Origin of the sequence: Streptomyces sp. NPDC048197 (assembly GCF_043202395.1) — a bacterium.
Taxonomy (GTDB): Bacteria; Actinomycetota; Actinomycetes; order Streptomycetales; family Streptomycetaceae; genus Streptomyces; species Streptomyces siderophoricus.
This window is the reverse complement of record NZ_JBIDAJ010000025.1, coordinates 64,081-82,266: the sequence shown is the minus strand read 5'-3', so window position 1 is coordinate 82,266 and position 18,186 is coordinate 64,081. Positions and strand designations below refer to the sequence as shown.

The 18,186-nt window shown below is 72.5% G+C and carries 19 protein-coding genes; 13 read left to right on the top strand and 6 right to left on the bottom strand.

The features are described 5' to 3' along the window. Positions 1-34: 34 nt before the first annotated feature. The 4 genes from ACGF4C_RS27990 to ACGF4C_RS27975 all read left to right on the top strand — a co-directional run bounded on the left by ACGF4C_RS27990 (position 35) and on the right by ACGF4C_RS27975 (position 5,268). Positions 35-1,066 (top strand): helix-turn-helix transcriptional regulator, encoded by a 1,032-nt coding sequence (locus ACGF4C_RS27990; protein WP_393569579.1) that lies wholly within the window; start codon positions 35-37, stop codon positions 1,064-1,066. A 124-nt stretch (positions 1,067-1,190) separates the two neighbouring features. Further along, complete coding sequence (locus tag ACGF4C_RS27985; protein ID WP_393569577.1) at positions 1,191-3,488, top strand: heavy metal translocating P-type ATPase; 2,298 nt, start codon at positions 1,191-1,193, stop codon at positions 3,486-3,488. Between the two features lie 270 nt (positions 3,489-3,758). Further along, positions 3,759-4,697 carry a beta-ketoacyl-ACP synthase III gene (locus ACGF4C_RS27980; protein ID WP_393569575.1) on the top strand — a complete coding sequence of 313 codons (939 nt, stop codon included), beginning with the start codon at positions 3,759-3,761 and terminating at the stop codon, positions 4,695-4,697. A gap of 121 nt (positions 4,698-4,818) precedes the next feature. Then, positions 4,819-5,268 (top strand): VOC family protein, encoded by a 450-nt coding sequence (locus ACGF4C_RS27975; protein WP_393569573.1) that lies wholly within the window; start codon positions 4,819-4,821, stop codon positions 5,266-5,268. Between the two features lie 34 nt (positions 5,269-5,302). Here the strand turns inward: ACGF4C_RS27975 and ACGF4C_RS27970 are convergent, their stop codons facing one another. The 3 genes from ACGF4C_RS27970 to ACGF4C_RS27960 all read right to left on the bottom strand — a co-directional run bounded on the left by ACGF4C_RS27970 (position 5,303) and on the right by ACGF4C_RS27960 (position 7,378). After that, the gene (locus ACGF4C_RS27970; protein WP_030415993.1) at positions 5,303-5,530 is read right to left on the bottom strand and encodes a hypothetical protein; all 228 of its coding nucleotides are present in this window, start codon (positions 5,528-5,530) and stop codon (positions 5,303-5,305) included. Between the two features lie 156 nt (positions 5,531-5,686). Then, entirely contained in the window at positions 5,687-6,676 is a 990-nt protein-coding gene (locus ACGF4C_RS27965) for a glutaminase (RefSeq protein ID WP_393569571.1), read from the bottom strand. Between the two features lie 9 nt (positions 6,677-6,685). Further along, positions 6,686-7,378: a helix-turn-helix domain-containing protein gene (locus ACGF4C_RS27960; protein WP_393569569.1), complete on the bottom strand. Its 693-nt coding sequence runs from the start codon at positions 7,376-7,378 to the stop codon at positions 6,686-6,688. A gap of 220 nt (positions 7,379-7,598) precedes the next feature. On the opposite strand from ACGF4C_RS27960, the gene ACGF4C_RS27955 reads away from it, so the two are divergent. From ACGF4C_RS27955 to ACGF4C_RS27945, 3 genes are all read left to right on the top strand, one after another. Then, positions 7,599-7,832 carry a hypothetical protein gene (locus tag ACGF4C_RS27955; RefSeq protein ID WP_393569567.1) on the top strand — a complete coding sequence of 78 codons (234 nt, stop codon included), beginning with the start codon at positions 7,599-7,601 and terminating at the stop codon, positions 7,830-7,832. 216 nt (positions 7,833-8,048) lie between these two features. Beyond that, on the top strand, positions 8,049-8,639 hold the full coding sequence (locus ACGF4C_RS27950) for an N-acetylmuramoyl-L-alanine amidase (RefSeq protein ID WP_393569565.1): 591 nt from the start codon (positions 8,049-8,051) through the stop codon (positions 8,637-8,639). Between the two features lie 109 nt (positions 8,640-8,748). Continuing rightward, complete coding sequence (locus tag ACGF4C_RS27945) at positions 8,749-9,681, top strand: 1-aminocyclopropane-1-carboxylate deaminase/D-cysteine desulfhydrase (RefSeq protein ID WP_393569633.1); 933 nt, start codon at positions 8,749-8,751, stop codon at positions 9,679-9,681. Positions 9,682-9,744: 63 nt separating this feature from the next. On the opposite strand, the gene ACGF4C_RS27940 is transcribed toward ACGF4C_RS27945, so the two are convergent. After that, positions 9,745-11,346 carry a Na+/H+ antiporter gene (locus ACGF4C_RS27940; RefSeq protein ID WP_393569563.1) on the bottom strand — a complete coding sequence of 534 codons (1,602 nt, stop codon included), beginning with the start codon at positions 11,344-11,346 and terminating at the stop codon, positions 9,745-9,747. A 59-nt stretch (positions 11,347-11,405) separates the two neighbouring features. On the opposite strand from ACGF4C_RS27940, the gene ACGF4C_RS27935 reads away from it, so the two are divergent. From ACGF4C_RS27935 to ACGF4C_RS27920, 4 genes are all read left to right on the top strand, one after another. Then, positions 11,406-11,666, top strand: a complete 261-nt coding sequence (locus ACGF4C_RS27935) for a UBP-type zinc finger domain-containing protein (protein WP_030413517.1) — start codon at positions 11,406-11,408, stop codon at positions 11,664-11,666. Positions 11,667-11,730: 64 nt separating this feature from the next. Further along, positions 11,731-12,219, top strand: a complete 489-nt coding sequence (locus tag ACGF4C_RS27930; protein ID WP_393569561.1) for a GNAT family N-acetyltransferase — start codon at positions 11,731-11,733, stop codon at positions 12,217-12,219. A 290-nt stretch (positions 12,220-12,509) separates the two neighbouring features. Continuing rightward, on the top strand, positions 12,510-12,923 hold the full coding sequence (locus tag ACGF4C_RS27925; protein WP_030413515.1) for an anti-sigma regulatory factor: 414 nt from the start codon (positions 12,510-12,512) through the stop codon (positions 12,921-12,923). A gap of 43 nt (positions 12,924-12,966) precedes the next feature. Beyond that, a complete protein-coding gene (locus ACGF4C_RS27920) occupies positions 12,967-13,926 on the top strand; it encodes an RNA polymerase sigma factor SigF (RefSeq protein WP_261957436.1) in 960 nt (319 codons plus the stop codon). Positions 13,927-14,306: 380 nt separating this feature from the next. Here ACGF4C_RS27920 and ACGF4C_RS27915 read toward each other — a convergent pair whose 3' ends face one another. Beyond that, entirely contained in the window at positions 14,307-14,762 is a 456-nt protein-coding gene (locus ACGF4C_RS27915) for a hypothetical protein (RefSeq protein ID WP_201801621.1), read from the bottom strand. Between the two features lie 96 nt (positions 14,763-14,858). Between ACGF4C_RS27915 and ACGF4C_RS27910 the strand changes: the two genes are divergently transcribed. Further along, positions 14,859-15,851, top strand: coding sequence for a diacylglycerol/lipid kinase family protein (locus ACGF4C_RS27910; RefSeq protein ID WP_393569558.1), 993 nt, complete (start codon positions 14,859-14,861; stop codon positions 15,849-15,851). 319 nt (positions 15,852-16,170) lie between these two features. Next, a complete protein-coding gene (locus ACGF4C_RS27905; protein WP_003983230.1) occupies positions 16,171-16,428 on the top strand; it encodes a WhiB family transcriptional regulator in 258 nt (85 codons plus the stop codon). A 224-nt stretch (positions 16,429-16,652) separates the two neighbouring features. On the opposite strand, the gene ACGF4C_RS27900 is transcribed toward ACGF4C_RS27905, so the two are convergent. After that, entirely contained in the window at positions 16,653-18,125 is a 1,473-nt protein-coding gene (locus ACGF4C_RS27900) for a sensor histidine kinase (protein WP_393569630.1), read from the bottom strand. Between the last annotated feature and the right edge of the window lie 61 nt (positions 18,126-18,186).

Sequence of the window (18,186 nt, the reverse complement as noted above, 5' to 3'; positions counted from 1 at the left end):
GAGCTCGTCCTACTACCTGCGGCATCATCGGTGCATGAGTGAGACATCGGCACGTCTGCTGAATCTGCTGTCCCTGCTGCAGACCCCGCGCGAATGGCCCGGGCCGGAGCTGGCGGAGCGGCTGGGGGTGACCTCCCGTACGATCCGGCGGGACGTCGAGCGGCTGCGGGACCTGGGGTATCCGGTGCACGCCACGATGGGTGCGGTGGGCGGGTACCGGCTGGCGGCGGGGACCGCGATGCCGCCGCTGCTGCTGGACGACGAGGAGGCGGTGGCCATCGCGGTGGGCCTGCGGTCGGCGGCCGGCCACACCATCGCGGGCATCGAGGAGGCGTCCGTACGGGCGCTGGCCAAGCTGGAACAGGTGCTGCCGTCCCGGCTGCGGCGCCGGGTGGGCACGCTGGGCACGGCCACCGTCCCGATGCCGGCCGGGGACGGCCCGAGGGTCGATCCGGAGCATCTGACGGTGCTCGCCGCGGCGATCGCCAACCACGAGCGGCTGCGCTTCGCCTACCGGGCGGGCGCCGGGGAGCGGAGCAAGCGCCTGGTGGAGCCGCACCGGCTGGTGGCGGCGGGCCGGCGCTGGTACCTGGTGGCGTACGACAACGACCGGGAGGACTGGCGGATCTTCCGGGTGGACCGGCTGAGCGAGCCGTTCCCCACCGGCGTACGGACCGCGCCGCGCGAGCTGCCGGCCGCCGACGCGGGGGCGTACGTGCGGGAGCGGATGCAGGGGATGGCCCCGGCGCACCGGGCGGTGGCCACGGTGTACGCACCGGCCGCGGAGGTGACCGCGCGGCTGGGCGGGCCGGCGGCGGGTGAGGTCGTGCCGCTGGACGAGGGTTCGTGCCGCTGGCACAGTGCGCCCGATTCGCTGGAGTGGCTGGCGATGCGGCTGGCGCTGCTGGGGTGCGCGTTCGCGGTGCACGAACCGGTCGAGCTGTCCGCGTATCTGCGGGCGATGGGCGAGCGGGTGAGCCGGGCGGTGGACGGGAGCGGGCCGGGCGCGGACCCGGGGGACGGCAGCGCCGCGGGCGGGAACCCGCCGGAGCGGGGCCCGGCATGAGGGGATACCCTCGGCCGGAATACCCTCGGGGGGTATAACGTTCCTTACGGGAACACGCAGGCGGGAACACGCAGGCGGGTACGCGCAGGCGGGGTACGCAGTCGCAGCACACCGAGGAGCAGCTATGACCACCGCGATCGGAGAGCACGGCGTCGAGCTGGAGATCGGCGGGATGACCTGCGCGTCCTGCGCCGCCCGCATCGAGAAGAAGCTCAACCGCATGGCGGGCGTCACCGCCACCGTCAACTACGCCACCGAGAAGGCGCAGGTCGCGGTCGCGGAGGGCAGCGGGGTCACCGCCGCGGACCTGATCGCCACCGTGGAGCGGACCGGCTACACCGCCGCGGTCCCCGAGCCCCCGGCGGCCGCCGAGCCGCCGGACGAGGGGCCGGACGGCGGTCCGGCGGGTGCGGACGAGCAGCCCGACGCCGCCCTCGCCCTGCTGCGCCACCGCCTGCTGGTCTCGCTCGCGCTGTCCGTCCCGGTGGTCCTGATGGCGATGGTGCCGCCGCTGCAGTTCACCAACTGGCAGTGGCTCTCGCTCACCCTGGCCGCCCCGGTGGTGGCGTACGGTGCCTGGCCGTTCCACCGGGCGGCCTGGACGAACCTGCGGCACGGCGCCGCCACGATGGACACGCTGATCTCGATGGGCACCCTGGCGGCGTTCGGCTGGTCGGTGTGGGCGCTGTTCTTCGGTGACGCCGGGATGCCGGGGATGACCCACCCCTTCGAGCTGACCATCACCCGCACCGGCGGCAGCAGCGCCATCTATCTGGAGGCCGCGGCCGGCGTCACCACGTTCATCCTGGCCGGGCGCTATTTCGAGGCGCGTGCCAAGCGGAAGGCCGGGGCGGCGCTGCGGGCCCTGATGGAGCTGGGCGCCAAGGACGTCGCGGTCCTGCGGGACGGCGGGGAGGTGCGCGTCCCGGTGGCGGAGCTGAGGGTGGGCGACCGGTTCGTCGTACGGCCCGGCGAGAAGATCGCCACCGACGGGAAGGTGGTGGAGGGCGCCTCCGCCGTGGACGCCTCGATGCTCACCGGCGAGTCCGTCCCGGTCGAGGTCTCCCCCGGTGACACCGTCACCGGCGCGACGGTCAACGCGGGCGGCCGGCTGGTCGTCGAGGCCGTCCGGGTCGGCGCGGACACCCAGCTGGCCCGGATGGCGCGGCTGGTGGCGGACGCGCAGAACGGGAAGGCCGCGGCGCAGCGGCTGGCCGACCGGATCTCCGCCGTGTTCGTCCCGGTCGTGATCGCGCTGGCCGCCGGCACGCTCGGCTACTGGCTCGCCACCGGCGCGGGCGCGGTGGCCGCCTTCACCGCGGCGGTCGCCGTCCTGATCATCGCCTGCCCGTGCGCCCTGGGCCTGGCCACCCCGACCGCGCTGATGGTCGGCACGGGGCGCGGTGCGCAGCTGGGCATCCTGCTGAAGGGGCCCGAGGTGCTGGAGTCGACCCGCACGGTGGACACCATCGTGCTCGACAAGACCGGCACGGTCACCACGGGCGTGATGACACTGACCGAGGTGCACCTCGCCGAGGGCGTGCCGGAGACCGAGGCGCTGCGGCTGGCCGGTGCGCTGGAGCACGCCTCCGAGCACCCGATCGCCCGGGCCGTCGCCACCGGCGCCGCGGCCCGCGTCGGCGCCCTGCCCACCCCGGAGGAATTCACGAACGTCCCCGGCCTCGGCGTCCGCGGGGTCGTCGACGGGCACACCGTCCTGGTGGGCCGCGCCCAGCTGCTGGACGAGTGGTCCCACGGCCTGCCGGACGGACTGGCCGCCGCCAAGGCCGCCGCCGAGGCGCAGGGCCGGACCGCGGTCACCGTCGGCTGGGACGGCGCGGCGCGGGCGGTGCTGGTGGTTGCCGACGCTGTCCGGCCCACCAGCGCGGAGGCGGTCCGCCGGCTGCGGGCGCTGGGCCTCGCGCCGGTGCTGCTGACCGGCGACCACCGGGCGGTCGCCGAATCGGTTGCCGCCGAGGTCGGCATCGACGAGGTGATCGCGGAGGTGCTGCCCGAGGACAAGGTGGCGGTGGTCGCCCGGCTGCAGGCCGAGGGCCGTTCGGTCGCGATGGTCGGCGACGGCGTCAACGACGCGGCCGCCCTGGCCCGCGCCGACCTGGGCCTGGCCATGGGCACCGGCACGGACGCCGCCATCGAGGCCGGCGACCTCACCCTCGTCCGCGGCGATCTGCGCACCGCCGCCGACGCGATCCGGCTGGCCCGGGCCACCCTGGGCACCATCCGCTCCAACCTGTTCTGGGCCTTCGGCTACAACGTCGCCGCGCTGCCGCTGGCCGCGGCCGGGCTGCTCAACCCGATGATCGCCGGTGCCGCGATGGCCTTCTCCTCGGTCTTCGTGGTCGGCAACAGCCTCCGGCTGCGCCGCTTCCGGGCCCTGGACGGCGCAGCCGCCCACGGCTGACCGGCGGACCCCGCCGCGGGTGTCCCCGGGACGCCCGCGACCGCCCGGACCTGCCCCGACGTCCCGGTTCTGGCGCCAGTCTCCAGTTCTGGCGCCGGAACATTGGCGGATCGCTCACCCGCCGGCCGGCGCCGGCGGGTGAGACTGGTGCGGAAACAAACATCCGCGTACCGACAGTCCACCCGCCGACGGTTCCCACCGACCGCCCGCGTACCGACCGTCGGCGCACCCCCGCTCCGCGTATCAACGCTCCACGTACAGGGAGACCTCATGACCGGGTCACGCGTCCTGGCTCTCGGCCATTACCAGCCCTCCCGCGTGCTCACCAACGACGAACTCGCCACGATGGTCGAGACCGACGACGCCTGGATCCGCAGCCGGGTCGGCATCCGCACCCGGCATGTCGCGGCCCCGGACGAGACCGTGGACTCGATGGCGGCCGCCGCGGCGGCGAAGGCCCTGGCCGCCGGCGGAGTCGCCCCCGGGGACGTCGACCTGGTGCTGGTCGCCACCTGCACCGCCGTCGACCGCAGCCCGAACGCCGCGGCCCGGGTCGCCGCCCGGCTCGGCCTGGGCTCGCCCGCCACGATGGACGTCAACGTGGTCTGCTCCGGCTTCACGCACGCGCTTGCCCTGGCCGACCAGGCCATCCGGGCCGGCTCCGCGACCACGGCCCTGGTCATCGGCGCGGAGAAGTTCACCGACGTGATCGACTGGACGGACCGGACGACCTGCGTGCTGGCCGGCGACGGGGCGGGCGCCGCCGTGGTCACCGCGGCGGACGAGCCGGAGATCGGGCCGGTGCTGTGGGGCTCGGTGCCCGAGATGGGCGGTGCGGTCCGCATCGAGGGCGAACCCGGCCGGTTCTCCCAGGAGGGCCAGACCGTCTACCGGTGGGCGACGACCCAGCTGCCGGCCATCGCCCGCCAGGTCTGCGAACGCTCCGGGATCGCCCCCGCCGACCTCGCCGGGGTGGTGCTCCACCAGGCGAACCTGCGGATCATCGAGCCGGTCGCGGAGCGGCTCGGCGCGGTCAACGTGGTGGTCGCCAAGGACGTCGTCGACTCCGGCAACACCTCCGCCGCGTCCGTCCCGCTGGCCCTGTCCAAACTGGTCGAACGCCGTGAGATCCCCTCCGGCGCCCCGGTGCTGCTGTTCGCCTTCGGCGGCAACCTCTCGTACGCGGGACAGGTCATCCGCTGCCCCTGAGGAGGGACGGGAGGAAAGCCGGGCGGTCCCTCAGCGGTCCCCCGGCCTCGCCCGTACGGGTTGCCGGCCGGCGTCCGATTCGTTCAAGACCCCGGCCCGGCGGCCTCCCTACGCTCGCCGCATGACGACAACTCCTCCCCGTTCCCCCGGCTCTCCGCGCTGTGCCGCCTTCGGCATGGTGGTCGCCGACATGGCCGCCGCCCTCGCCTTCTACCGCCGGCTGGGCCTGGTGGTCCCGGCGGACTCGGACACCGCCCCGCACGCCGAGGCCGAGCTGCCCGGCGGCCTGCGGCTGATGTGGGACGTCGTAGCGACCGCCCGCGCCATCGATCCGGACTGGACGCCACCGCCGGCCGGCACCCCGACGGGGCTGGCCTTCGAGTGCGACGGCCCGGCCGGCGTCGACGCGCTCTACGCCGACCTCACCGCCGCCGGCTACCGGGGCGAGAAGCCGCCGTGGGACGCGTTCTGGGGCCAGCGCTACGCCGTCGTCCAGGACCCGGACGGCCACGGGGTGGACCTGTTCGCACCGCTGCCGCAGCAGCCGGGCGACGGGCCGGAGGGCGCCTGAACGTGTCCGCTGACCAGCCCCCTGGGAAGCACCCCTAGTGCCCGGGCTGCTCCCGCAGGTACTGCGCGCCGCACAGGAAGCAGAACGGCTCGGCCTTCGGCGTGCCCCAGGCTTCGGCCGTCTGGGTGGCGGCGGCCGGGGCCAGGTCCCGTCCGCACATCGCGGTGGTGCTGCCGATGCGCGTCATGTGCCAGAGCTTGACCGGGGTGTCCTCGTGCGGCAGCAGACCTTCCTCGTACTCGGCGCGGATCTCGTGCTCCATGGCGGTCCACCTCCTACCCTTACGATGCGCCAGCGGGTCGGGCGCCACAACGGCAGCCGGAACGGCCGGCCGCTGCCCGGAACCGGGCAGGCGCCGACCGTCCGCCGGTGCCCATCACCCCGGTGTCCGGAACTCCGACGCTGAGAAATCCGGTGCTCAGAACACCGACCAGCCGGTCAGCGTCGTGAAGTGGTCCAGCGCCGCGGCGCCCGCGACGGAGTTGCCGCGGGCGTCCAGGCCCGGGCTCCAGACGCACAGCGTGCAGCGGCCGGGGATCACGGCGAAGATGCCGCCGCCGACACCGCTCTTGGCGGGCAGCCCGACCCGGTAGGCGAACTCCCCGGCCGCGTCGTACGTGCCGCAGGTCAGCATCACCGCGTTGATCCGCTTGGCCTCCCGGGCCTCCAGCAGCCGGCTGCCGTCGGCGCGCAGCCCGTGGCGGGCCAGGAAGCCGCCGGCCACGGCCAGGTCGCGGCAGCTCATCTCGATGGAGCACTGCCAGAAGTAGTGCTGGATGACGCTGGGGACCGGGTTCTCCAGGTTGCCGAAGGACGCCATGAAGTGGGCCAGCGCGGCATTGCGGTCGCCGTGCGCGGCCTCGGAGTCGGCCACCGCCTGGTCGAAGGCCAGCTCGGGGTTGCCGCTCTCCTCGCGCAGGAAGTGCAGCATCGAGGTGCTGGCGTCACCGGTGAGGGTCTGCAGCCGGTCGGTGACGACCAGCGCGCCCGCGTTGATGAACGGATTGCGCGGAATGCCGTTCTCCGCCTCCAGCTGGACCAGCGAATTGAACGGCGTGCCGGAGGGCTCGCGGCCGACCCGCTTCCAGATGTCGTCCCCGCCGGGACCACCGGAAGCACCGCTACCGCCGTGCGCGCCGTTGCCACCGTGGTTGCCGTCACCGCCCTGGCTGCCGGGGCTCTGGGCCATCACCAGCGCCAGCGAGAAGGCCTTGGAGATGGACTGCACGGAGAACGGAACCTCCCAGTCGCCGACCCCGTACACCTCGCCGTGGATGTCGGCGACCGCGATCCCGAACCGGTCCGCGGACACCCGTTCCAGCGCCGGTATGTAGTCGGCGACCTGTCCCTGTCCCACGTACGGCCTGGCGTAGGCCGCTACCTCTTCAAGAACGGCCTGGTAGTCCATGCGCACACGCTAACCCGAGCCGAGCAGCGCCCCCATCGGGGCCCCCGCCAGCGACTTCACCTCGCGGGCGAGGTGGGCCTGGTCCGCGTATCCCGCGCGCACCGCGACCTCGGCGTACGGCATCCCGGCGCGCGCCAGGTCCAGGGCCCGCACGAAGCGGAGCACCCGGGCGAGCGTCTTGGGGCCGTAGCCGAACGCGTCCAGGCTCAGGCGGTGCAGCTGGCGTTCGCTCAGCGCGACCGCCCGGGCGACCTCGGCCACCGGCCGGCCGCGGGCCAGCGCAGCGGCGACGGCGGCGGTCCGGGCGTCACCCGCGGCCCCCGCGGCGGCCTGCCGGAGCCGCGCCCCGGCGGCCTCCTCCAGCACCCGGCCCACCCCCGCCGACACCCCCACCGCCGCCCGCTCCGCCGCCCGCTCGGTCAGCTCCCGTACGTGCGCCGCGGGCCACAGGTCCGCCAACGGGACGCGCCGGTCGCGCAGTTCGTGCGCCGGTACGCCGAAGACGGCGGGGCCCTGGCCCGGCGCGAACCGCAGCCCGGTGTAGCCGGTGCCGGGCGGCACGCCACCGGGGTGGTACGGCCCGGTGTCCGGTCCCGCCACCAGCAGCCGGCCCTCACTCCAGATCAGGTCGGTGCAGCCGTCGGGGAGTACGGGGCGCGCCGCCGGCCCGGTGGTGTTGGTCCACAGCACCGCACCGTCCACCCGCGACGCCCGCTCCCGGTACCCCCGGGGCGCATCGGCTACATCGGGCACATCGAGTGCGCCGAGTGCTCCCGATACCCCGGCTGCCCCGAGTACCCCACATACACCGGCTGGCTCATCCGTCTCGCGCCGTTCGCCCACGTCCCCCAGCCTGGCACGGGAACCCCACGGCCGTCCGAGCCGTTGATCCCTTACGACACGGACCGCACGGAGGTGGCAGATGTCAGGATTTCTGGACCGCGCCAAGGAGCAGGCGCAGAGCGCGCTCAACCAGGGCAAGCAGAAGGTCGAAGAGGTGCAGCAGCACCGCCTCGGCGGCGACCTGCTGAAGAAACTGGGCGCCGCGTACTACGCCGAGAAGCGGGGCAGCGGTACGCCCGAGGCGACCCAGAAGGCGCTCAACGCCCTCGAAGCACACATCAGCGCCCACGGGGACGCCTTCCTGCACGGCTGAGGCCAACGGCCGAGGGCCGACGCACAACGGACAACGGACAACGGACAATGCGGCCTGCCCGAGGCAGGGACCCCCCCGGCCGAAACCGCTCGTACACCCACCGAACGACCGATCCGTTTTATTGCGTTCCCCTCCACCGGCGCGCCGCCATCCCGTACAAGCGAGACAGCAGGCGGTGCGCGGACGGCGGCCGCCGTGTCCCGTATCGGAGTGGCCATGTCCGAACCGCTGTCCGCCGCCCGCTTCCTCGCGGCGCTCAAGGCCGAGGACCTCAAGGTCGTCGAAATCGACGGCTGGCAGACGCACAACCGCAACAGCAAGGGACCGTGGGGCCCGGTGCACGGCGTGATGGTGCACCACACCGGCACCTCCGGCTCCAAGGACACCGTCAAGGTCTGCCACGACGGCCGGCCGGACCTGCCGGGGCCGCTGTGCCACGGCGTGATCACCAAGGACGGCACGGTGCACCTGGTGGGCTACGGCCGCGCCAACCACGCGGGCCTGGGCGACGGCGACGTCCTGCGCGCGGTGATCGCCGAGAAGCGGCTGCCCCCGGACAACGAGGCCGACACCGACGGCAACCGCGCCTTCTACGGCTTCGAGTGCGAGAACCTCGGCGACGGCCACGACCCCTGGCCCGAGGCCCAGATGACGGCCCTGGAAAAGGCCGCGGCAGCCGTCTGCCGGGCCCACCACTGGACCGAACGCTCGGTCATCGGCCACCTGGAATGGCAACCGGGCAAGATCGACCCCCGCGGCTTCACCATGCACTCCCTACGCAACCGCATCGCGGCCCGGCTGAAGTGACCGGCCGCCGGGTCGCGCCGGTACGGGCCGGGTGCCCGCCCGGTACGAGCGGACCGACCCGGCCCGGTACGAGCAGGGGGCCGGGCCGGTGTCGCACGCCCGGGCGACAATGGGCCCTGTGACCGGCCCCGCTCCCGACCCGCTGCCCGGCCTCCGGGCCCTCCACCCCCGCCTCCCCTCCCCCCTCCAGGGGGTCGAGGACGAGGTCTTCGCGCGGTGTGGGGTGCGGCTGTTGCTGAAGCGGGACGATCTGATCCATCCGGATCTGCCGGGGAACAAGTGGCGCAAGCTGGAGCCGAATCTGCGGGCTGCCGCCGCGGCGGGGGCGCGGACGTTGCTGACGTTCGGCGGGGCGTACTCCAACCATCTGCGGGCGACCGCGGCGGCCGGCCGGCTGCTCGGGTTCGGCACCATCGGTGTGGTCCGCGGTGACGAGCTGGCCGGTGCGCCGCTCAATCCGTCGCTGGCCCGCTGCGCGGCCGACGGGATGCGGCTGTACTTCCTCGACCGGGACCGCTACCGGCGCAAGTCCGAGCCGGAGGTGCTGGCGGCCCTGCACGACCGGTTCGGCGCGTTCCACGTCCTCCCGGAGGGCGGCAGCAACGCCCTTGCCGCACAAGGCTGTACGGAGCTGGGCCGGGAGCTGCGCGGGGTGGCGGACACGGTCGGGGTGGCCTGCGGCACGGGCGGCACGCTGGCCGGTCTCGCGGCGGGGCTGGGCCCGGGCCGGCAGGCGCTCGGCTTCGCCGTACTGAAGGGCGGCCGTCCGCACTTCCTGACGGGGGCGGTCGAGGAGCTGCAGCGGGCGGCGTTCGGCGGGCCGCGCGGCGACTGGCGGCTGGAGGACCGCTTCCACTGCGGCGGTTACGCCCGCCGCACGCCCGAACTGGACGCGTTCGCGGACGCCTTCGAGCGGCGGCACGGGCTGCCGCTGGAGCGGGTCTACGTCGCGAAGCTGCTGTACGGGCTGAGCACGCTGGCCGAGGAGGGCGCGTTCCCGGCCGGCAGCACGGTCGCCGCGGTGATCACCGGCGCGCCGTGAGGCTCGCGTGACCGGCCGGCGTCAGGACGCCTGCTTCAGGACGCCGGCTTCCGGAGGCCGGCGTCAGGAGGCGCCCTCCCGGTACGCCGTCGCCTCCTCCAGGTCGAGCCGGCGCAGCAGCGTGCGCAGCATCTCGTCGTCGATCCGCCGGGCGTCCCGCAGCCGGACGAAGACCCGCCGCTCGGTGTCGATCATTTCCCGGGCCAGCCTCCGGTAGGTCTCGTCGGCGGACTCCCCGGTCACCTCGTTGACCGCGCCGAGCCGCTCCCACACGGAGTTGCGGCGGCGTTCCATGACGGTGCGCAGCCGGTCCGAGAGCGGGCCGGGCAGTGCGTTGCGCTCGTCCCTGAGCAGTTCCGACAGGCGTTCCTCGGCGGCCCGGGACGCCTCGTTCTGGGCCTCGGCCTCGGCCAGCGTCTCGGCCTGCGCGTCCCGGCCGGGCAGCCGCAGGGCGCGGATCAGTGCGGGCAGGGTCAGGCCCTGGACGACAAGGGTGCCGATGACGGTGGTGAAGGTCAGGAAGAGCACCAGGTCGCGGCCCGGGAAGGGCCCGCCGCCCTGCACGGTGGCCGGCACCGAGAACGCGATGGCCAGCGACACCACCCCGCGCATCCCGGCCCAGCCGACGATCACCGGCGCGGTCCAGTTCACTCCGGGCTCGCGGGCGCGGATCCGGGCGGAGAGCAGCCGCGGCAGGAAGGTCGCGGGGAAGACCCAGACGAAGCGGGCCCCGACCACGACGACGAACACCACCGCCGCGTACGCCAGCGCCGGGCCCGCCCCGTACGCCCCCAGGCCGCGCACCACAACCGGCAGCTGGAGCCCGATCAGCGCGAAGACCGCGGACTCCAGCAGGAAGGAGATCACCTTCCACACGGCGTCCTCCTGGAGCCGGGTCTCGAAGTCGACCTGCCAGGACCGGTGCCCCAGATAGAGGCCCACCACGACGACGGCGAGCACCCCGGAGGCCCCGACCTGCTCGGCCGCCGCGTAGGCGACGAACGGGATGAGCAGCGAGAGGGTGTTCTCCAGCAGCGCGGACTCCCGCAGCCGGACGCGCAGCCAGTGCAGCGGCACCATCAGGACGACCCCGATGCCGATGCCGCCCAGGGACGCCAAGGCGAACTCCTTGATCCCGTCGCTCCAGGTGGCACCGGCGCCGACGGCCGCGGCCACCGCCACCTTGTAGGCGGTGATCGCGGTGGCGTCGTTGACCAGGGATTCGCCCTGCAGGATCGTGGTGATCCGGTGCGGCAGGCCGAGCCGGCGGGCGATGGCGGTGGCCGCGACGGCGTCCGGCGGGGCGACGACCGCCCCCAGGACCAGCGCCGAGGTCAGCGGCAGGTCCGGGACGAGGAGGTAGGCCGCGTACCCGACCACCAGCGTCGCGAACAGCACGTAGCCCACCGACAGCAGTGCCACCGGCCGCAGATTGGCCCGCAGGTCCAGATAGGAGCTGTCCAGCGCCGCGGTGTGCAGCAGCGGGGGCAGCACCAGCGGCAGCACGATGTGCGGGTCGAGGGTGTAGTCCGGCAGGCCGGGGATGTACGACGCGGCGAGCCCGGCGGCCACGAGCAGCAGGGGTGCCGGCACCGGTGTCCTGCGGGCCAGCCCGGCGACCGCCGCACTGCCCGCGACCAGCAAGAACAGCGCCATCACAGCCATCTGCCCGTTCCGTCCCCTCACCCCGTCGCCGTCCGTCCCGGCGATCTAACCTGGCCATCATGAGCGAGTGCACGCACGTTGCCGGACTTCCGCGCGCCGAACCGGCGCCGTTGAGCGCCACCTGCCGGGAGTGCGAGGCGGTCGGCAGCCATCCCGTACAGCTGCGGCTGTGCCTGGTCTGCGGGCACGTCGGCTGCTGCGATTCCTCGCCGTACCGGCATGCGACGGGCCATTTCCGGGAAACCGGGCACGCGGTGATGCGGACCTTCGAGCCGGGCGACTCCTGGCGCTGGTGTTTCGTCGACCAGAAACTGGTCTGAGGCGGAAGCCGGGTGCGGAAAAACCGGTGTGAGGTCTACCCCGGTGTCCGTTTAGCCTTCAAGAATGATCCGCGAAGCGACCCCCGACGACGTCCCCGTCCTCCTCGCCATGATCGGCGAGCTGGCCGCCTACGAACGTGCCCCCGAGGCCGCCCGGGCGACCGAGCCCCAGCTGAAGGAGGCGCTGTTCGGACCGCAGCCGGCGGCCTTCGCGCTGATCGCCGAGGCCGACGACGCTCCGGTGGGCTTTGCCCTGTGGTTCCGGAACTTCTCGACGTGGACGGGCACGCACGGTGTCTATCTGGAGGACCTCTACGTCCGCCCCGAGGCGCGCGGCGGCGGCCACGGGAAGGCGCTGCTGGCCGCCCTCGCGGAGATCTGCGTGGCCCGCGGGTATGAGCGTTTCGAGTGGTCAGTCCTGGATTGGAATGAACCGTCCATCGGTTTTTACCGGTCGATCGGTGCCCGGCCCATGGACGAATGGACGGTCTTCCGGCTCACTGGAGAGGCACTGCACAACCTCGCGGGCGCCTCAGGCGTCAACGGAGGGTAATCACCCGCGATTTGGCGGTGCACACCCCTAGCCACTGTCCGTACCCGTGGATTTACAATCAGTGACAGCGGGAAGGTCCGGTGATGCGGGCCGTTCGCCGCCCGGAGACAGTCGTGCCTCTTCCGGGCGACATCGGCCCGCAGATCGCGATAGCGTCGCAGCCGAACCATGTGCCGCGCCGGATCGTTCTCCTTTCACCCGAGGGGAGAAAGGACCGGCGCGAAATATCCCCAACCACGCGAATATCGCGCATTCCAGCTCAACCAGCTTGTGCCACCTTGGAGGTGAGGGTGTCCCAGATCGCAGGCGAGCCCGGGACTCAGGACTTCGTGGAAGTCCGTCTGCCCGCTGCGGGTGCCTACCTGTCCGTGCTGCGTACGGCCACGGCCGGGCTCGCAGCCCGCTTGGACTTCACCCTCGACGAGATCGAGGATCTGCGCATCGCGGTCGACGAGGCCTGCGCGATCCTGCTGCAACAGGCCGTCTCCGGCAGTGTGCTGAGCTGCGTCTTCCGCCTGATCGACGACGCACTGCAGGTGACCGTGTCCGCCCCGACGACCGACGGCCGTGCCCCGGAGCGCGACACCTTCGCCTGGACGGTGCTCTCCGCACTGGCCGGCAAGGTGGATTCCACCGTCGCCGAGGACCGTACGGTCACCATCAGTCTGTACAAGGAGCGCGGCGCCGGTCCCGGACCGTCATGACCGAACAGGGGGCCCCGTGAAAGATCTCGAACGCGGCGGGCGGATGGCGTCCAGTGCGACCATCCCCGGTCAGCAGGCCCGGCCGCACCCGGTGGGCGTAGACGACCACGGCGGCCGGTTGGACGCGGCGGAGCAGGCAGAGCGGGCGGACCACATGGACCAGAGCGAGCAGCAAGGGCAGCAGGCGCATCGGCATGATGCCCCGGCGCCCGACGACACGCTGCAGGAACCACAGCATTCCCAGGAGCCGCAGGACCGCAACGGCGCCCGGGCGATGTTCTACGAGCTGCGCAAGCTGCCCGACGGCTCACCGGAGCGCGCCGAGCTGCGCAACACCCTCGTCCGCATGCACCTCCCGCTCGTGGAGCACCTGGCCCGCCGGTTCCGCAACCGCGGCGAGCCCCTCGACGACCTGACCCAGGTCGCCACCATCGGCCTGATCAAGTCGGTGGACCGCTTCGACCCGGAGCGCGGCGTGGAGTTCTCCACGTACGCCACGCCCACGGTCGTCGGCGAGATCAAGCGGCACTTCCGCGACAAGGGCTGGGCGGTCCGCGTCCCGCGTCGCCTCCAGGAGCTGCGGCTGTCCCTGACGACGGCGACCGCCGAGCTCTCCCAGCGGCACGGCCGGGCGCCCACGGTGCACGAGCTGGCCGAGCACCTGTCGATCTCCGAGGAAGAGGTCCTGGAGGGCCTGGAGTCGGCCAACGCCTACAGCACGCTGTCCCTGGACGTCCCGGACACCGACGACGAGTCGCCGGCCGTCGCCGACACCCTCGGCGCGGAGGACGAGGCGCTGGAGGGCGTCGAGTACCGCGAGTCCCTCAAGCCGCTGCTGGAAGACCTCCCGCCGCGTGAGAAGAAGATCCTCCTCCTCCGCTTCTTCGGCAACATGACCCAGTCCCAGATCGCGCAGGAAGTCGGCATCTCCCAGATGCACGTCTCCCGCCTCCTGGCCCGCACCCTGGCCCAACTCCGCGACAAGCTCCTCGTGGAGGAGTGACCCACAGTAGCCGCGGGAATACCCACCCACCCGCCAACGTTGTGGCCCCGCAGGGGGCGCTCACGACCCTTAGGGGATCCGTTCGCCCGTCCCCTAAGGGTCCGCAGGCCCCCTGATACCCCCAACGCCCACCCCCGCCCACCTCTTCCCTCTCCCCCAACGGGAGGGGACGGGCCGGAGGGGCCGGTGTTTGGGACGTAAAGCGAAGCAGTCCCAAACACCGGCCCATCCGGCCCGTCACCGCACCCGACACCCACCCAGCCCGCCGCAGGCGCAACGGCGAGACGCCCCGCGGCGCGAGAGACGGGTACGTGCGGGGCGCCGCAAAGCACAACGGCGACCAACCCCGACGGCGGGACAGCTAGGTACGTGGGAAGCCCCTACTCCCGTGGAGCGATCCCCAACGCCTCCGTAGCCGTAGGGTTGACCAGCAGGACGAGGACGACCAGCGCGGCCAGGGCCAGCGCGATGCCGCCCGCGACCAGCGCGCCCCCGCCGTGCACCAGCGTCCAGGCCACCGGCAGGGCGACGATCTGGGTGATCAGTGAGGGACCCCGGCTCCAGCGGCGGCGCAGCCACAGGCCGCGGGCGGCGACCAGCGGCAGTACGGCCAGCGCGAGCACGGTCACCCCGCCCATCTCCGCCTGCTGCGGGCTGTCCGGCGAGCCCGTGAGGCCCATGATCAGCATGTACGTACCGAGGGCGGCCAGGGCGAGGCCCTCGATCCCGGTGAGGGCCGCGGCGGCGCTCAGCCGGGCGGGCCGCGGACCGGCCGGTGCGGGCGCGGCGGGGGCGCCGGCGGCGCGCTTCACGGACTGCTTCTGCTGACTGCTCACCCCAGCAGGGTAGCGCCGGCGGCCCGCGCGCCCCGGAACGCCCTGGACGCGGACGGGGCGTGAGCCCGGTACCGGCAGGTAGGTACGCTGCTGCACATGCGCGCTCTCCTCGTGGTCAATCCCGCTGCTACCACCACCAGTGCGCGCACCCGCGAGGTCCTCACGCACGCCCTCGCCAGCGACCTCAAACTGGAGGTCGCCGAGACCCGGTACCGCGGGCACGCCCGGGATCTCGCCCGGCAGGCCACCGAGGGCGGCGAGACCGAGCTGGTCGTGGCGCTGGGCGGGGACGGCACGGTCAACGAGGTCGTCAACGGTCTGCTGGCGAACGGCCCCGATCCCGAGTCGCACCCCCGGCTGGCCGTGGTCCCGGGCGGTTCCACCAACGTCTTCGCCCGGGCCCTCGGGCTGCCCAACGATGTGGTGGAGGCCACCGGCGCCCTCCTGGACGCGCTGCGCGACGGCAGTGAGCGCACCATCGGCCTGGGGCTCGCCGCGGGCACCCCGGGTACGGAGGACGAGGGCGTTCCGGAGCGCTGGTTCACCTTCTGCGCGGGCTTCGGTTTCGACGCCGGGGTCGTCGGCCGGGTCGAACAGCAGCGGGAACGCGGCAAGCGTTCGACGCATGCCCTGTACATGCGACAGGTCGTACGGCAGTTCCTGGGGGAGGCGAACCGCCGGCGGGGGGTCATCACCCTCGAACGCCCGGGCGGCGAGGACGGCGCGGAGGGTGCGGCGGAGATCGTCGAGAACCTCGCGCTGGCCATAATCTGCAACACCGCTCCGTGGTCCTACCTGGGCAACCGTCCGATCTATCCGTCCCCGGACGCCTCGTTCGACACGGCCCTGGATCTGTTCGCACTGAGCAAGCTGTCCCCCTCGGCGGTGGCCCGTTATGCCACGCAGCTGCTCACGTCAACCCCGGAGCGCGGCCCCCATGGCAAGCATGCGCTCTCACTTCACGACCTCACGAACTTCACCTTGCATTCGCAGGTACCGCTGCCCTTCCAGATGGACGGCGACCACCTGGGGCTGCGTACGAGTGTGACGTTCACAGGCGTTCGCCGTGCACTGCGTGTGATTGTGTGAGCAGTAGGGCCCAAAGTCCTTTCACTCGAACGTTTAGACTGGTTTCCACCCCCTGGAATGACGGCTGTGACCGAGGCGACACCAAGGAATCAAAAAAAAGTTTCCGGAAGGGGTTGTATCCGCAGCCGAGGTTTGCGAGTCTCTTCATGGCGATCGGGACGGCCGCTTTACCGGCCCCCTTGAGAGCCCGAATCCTCCTCCTCATTCCCAGGACCGCACCAGTTCGCAACTGGAGTTCGGCCCTTCCCTTGTTGGGGGATTCGTGAAAGCGTTCACATTCACAAGCAACGATCCCGTCACACGAGGAGATGGAGCAGCCATGGACTGGCGTCACCGCGCCGTTTGCCGCGAGGAAGACCCCGAGCTCTTCTTCCCTATCGGCAACACCGGTCCTGCGCTGCTGCAGATCGAGGAAGCCAAGGCCGTCTGCCGCCGCTGCCCCGTCATGGAGCAGTGCCTGCAGTGGGCGCTTGAGTCCGGCCAGGACTCCGGCGTCTGGGGTGGTCTGAGCGAGGACGAGCGCCGCGCGATGAAGCGCCGTGCAGCTCGCAACCGGGCGCGCAACGCCAGCGCCTGAGCCAGCCGCCCCGTGGCCCCCGAGCCGCAGCGCGCAGTACCCCCGATGCACGCACGGCGCTTAAGAAGCCCGGTCGTTATCGCATCGCAATAGCTTTGAGCCCCGGACCGATCGGTCCGGGGCTTGTTGCTGTGCCGGGCCCGACGACGGGCCCGGGCCGGCCGCCCGCACCCCGGCCGGCGGGCCTTCCCCGCCGGCTTCCCCCGGACCTCCCCCGGTTCCGCCTAGTGCTGCTTCTCCGGCCGTACCGGGATGTCGAGGAGGACCCGGGTGCCGCGCTCGGGTGCCCGCACCATGTCGAAGGTGCCGCCCAACTCCCCTTCCACCAGGGTCCGTACGATCTGCAGCCCCAGGTTTCCGGCGCGCTGCGGGTCGAAGTCCTCGGGCAGGCCGCGGCCGTTGTCCTGGACGGTGACGATCAGCCGGGGGTCGGTCCGGCTGCCGCCGCGCACCGCGCCCACCTCGACGATGCCCTGCTCGGCCTGGTCGAAGGCGTGCTCCAGGGCGTTCTGCAGGATTTCGGTGAGGACCATCGACAGCGGGGTGGCCACCTCGGCGTCGAGGATGCCGAACCGCCCGGTGCGGCGGGTGGTCACCTTGCCCGGGGAGATCTCCGCGACCATGGCCAGCACCCGGTCGGCGATCTCGTCGAACTGGACCCGTTCGTCGAGGTTCTGCGACAGCGTCTCGTGCACGATCGCGATCGAACCGACCCTGCGCACGGCCTCGTTGAGCGCCTCGCGGCCCTGCTCGGAATCCATCCGGCGGGACTGCAGCCGTAGCAGCGCGGCCACTGTCTGCAAATTGTTCTTCACCCTGTGGTGGATTTCCCGGATGGTCGCGTCCTTGGTGATCAGTTCGCGTTCGCGCCGGCGCAGTTCGGTGACGTCCCGCAGCAGCACCAGGGAACCAATATGGGTGCCCTTCGGTTTGAGCGGAATGGCGCGCAATTGAATCACGCCGTCATTGCCCTCGACCTCGAATTCCCGGGGCGCCCAGCCGCTGGCCAGCTTGACCAGGGCCTCGTCCACCGGGCCGCGGGCCGGGGCCAGTTCGGCGGTGGCCTGGCCGAGGTGGTGGCCGACGAGGTCCGCGGCGAGGCCGAGCCGGTGGTAGGCGGAGAGCGCGTTGGGGCTGGCGTACTGGACGACGCCGTCCGCGTCGAGCCGGATGAGCCCGTCGCCGGCGCGCGGCGAGGCGTCCATGTCGACCTGCTGGCCGGGGAACGGAAACGTTCCGGCAGCGATCATCTGGGCGAGGTCGGACGCGCTCTGGAGGTAGGTGAGCTCCAGCCGGCTGGGGGTGCGGACGGTCAGCAGGTTGGTGTTCCGCGCGATCACGCCGAGCACCCGGCCCTCGCGCCGTACCGGGATGGACTCGACCCGGACCGGAACTTCCTCTCGCCACTCCGGGTCGCCCTCGCGTACGATGCGGCCCTCGTCCAAGGCGGAATCCAGCATCGGCCGGCGTCCCCGGGGAACGAGGTGGCCGACCATGTCGTCCTGGTAGGAGGTGGGGCCGGTGTTGGGACGCATCTGGGCGACCGAGACGTAACGGGTGCCGTCGAGCGTCGGGACCCAGAGGACGAGATCGGCGAAGGACAGGTCGGAGAGCAGCTGCCACTCCGAGACCAGCATGTGGAGCCACTCGAGGTCGGAGTCGCTCAGAGCGGTGTGCTGGCGTACGAGATCGTTCATGGAGGGCACGTCTTGGAGCCTACCGGCGTACGGTATGAGTGTTGTCCCCGCAAGGGCATGG